The 528-nt window shown below is 74.6% G+C and carries 1 protein-coding gene; it reads left to right on the top strand.

Going from position 1 to position 528, the window contains the following annotated elements:
• Nucleotides 1-481 (top strand): peptide-methionine (R)-S-oxide reductase MsrB (gene msrB / locus HMPREF3105_RS00620; protein WP_036382841.1); only part of this gene is annotated, 481 nt, incomplete at its 5' end.
• Nucleotides 482-528: the final 47 nt, after the last annotated feature.

The raw sequence follows: 528 nt of genomic DNA, 5'->3' as shown, positions 1-528 counted from the left end.
CACCCCCGACCCCGCGCGGGACGTCCCCGCTCCCGAGCAGACCCTGGCCGCCCCGGGCGGCGCCCGCCTGACGGACGAGGAGTGGGCCCGACGGCTCACGCCCGAGGAGTTCCAGGTGCTGCGCCGGGCCGGCACGGAACGGCCCTTCACGGGCGAGTACTGGGACTCGCACGTGAAGGGCGTGTACGCGTGCCGGGCGTGCGGATCCGAGCTGTTCCGCTCGGACGAGAAGTTCGACGCGCACTGCGGCTGGCCCTCGTTCTTCGCACCGCTCGCGGAGGACCGGGTGGAGTACCTGAAGGACACCACCCTGGGCATGGAGCGGATCGAGGTGCGGTGCGCGGCGTGCGGCTCCCACATGGGTCACGTCTTCGCGGGCGAGGGCTATGACACCCCCACGGACCTGCGCTACTGCATCAACTCGATCTCGCTGCGCCTGGCCCCCGCCGACGACGCGGCGGCCCCGGACGGGGCGCGCTGATCCGGTGCGGGAGCGCCGTGGCGTCCACGGCGCGCCCCCGCGGCCCG

The organism is Micrococcus sp. HMSC31B01 (assembly GCF_001816085.1).
Classification (GTDB): Bacteria; Actinomycetota; Actinomycetes; order Actinomycetales; family Micrococcaceae; genus Micrococcus; species Micrococcus luteus.
The sequence above is the reverse complement of the archived record's forward strand: the minus strand, read 5'-3'. Positions and strand labels throughout refer to the sequence as shown.